1 pseudogene is annotated in these 303 nt (G+C 64.0%); it reads right to left on the reverse strand.

Annotated elements, in window-relative coordinates:
• Positions 1-12: 12 nt before the first annotated feature.
• Positions 13-303, reverse strand: a pseudogene (locus tag E5162_RS14880) (hypothetical protein); the annotation flags it as partial.

The following is a 303-nucleotide window of genomic DNA, read 5'->3' on the forward strand; positions in this document are numbered from 1 at the left end:
AACTGAATGTGTTCAGCGCATTTTGTCGCTCTGATCGGCGCTCTCGCTGTCAGTGTCCGGGTCGGGACGCGAGAGGACGCGAGAGAACGGGCCGGGAATCGCTTTCTGAGCCTGACGCATCCAGCGGTCGAAGCGCGGATGCGCATCGCGCGCCGCAATGACCCAGCCGCGCACCAGGCTCGAATTGGAGACAAGCAGGGCCAGCCCCGTGGCGATCATCACGGCACCGCCGGGGATCGGGGTCCAGAATAGCGGCAGGCCCGCCACGATCAGCACGATCCCGATGAACTGGTAGACGAAACT

It is taken from the genome of Marinicauda pacifica, assembly GCF_004793635.1.
Lineage (GTDB): Bacteria > Pseudomonadota > Alphaproteobacteria > Caulobacterales > Maricaulaceae > Marinicauda > Marinicauda pacifica.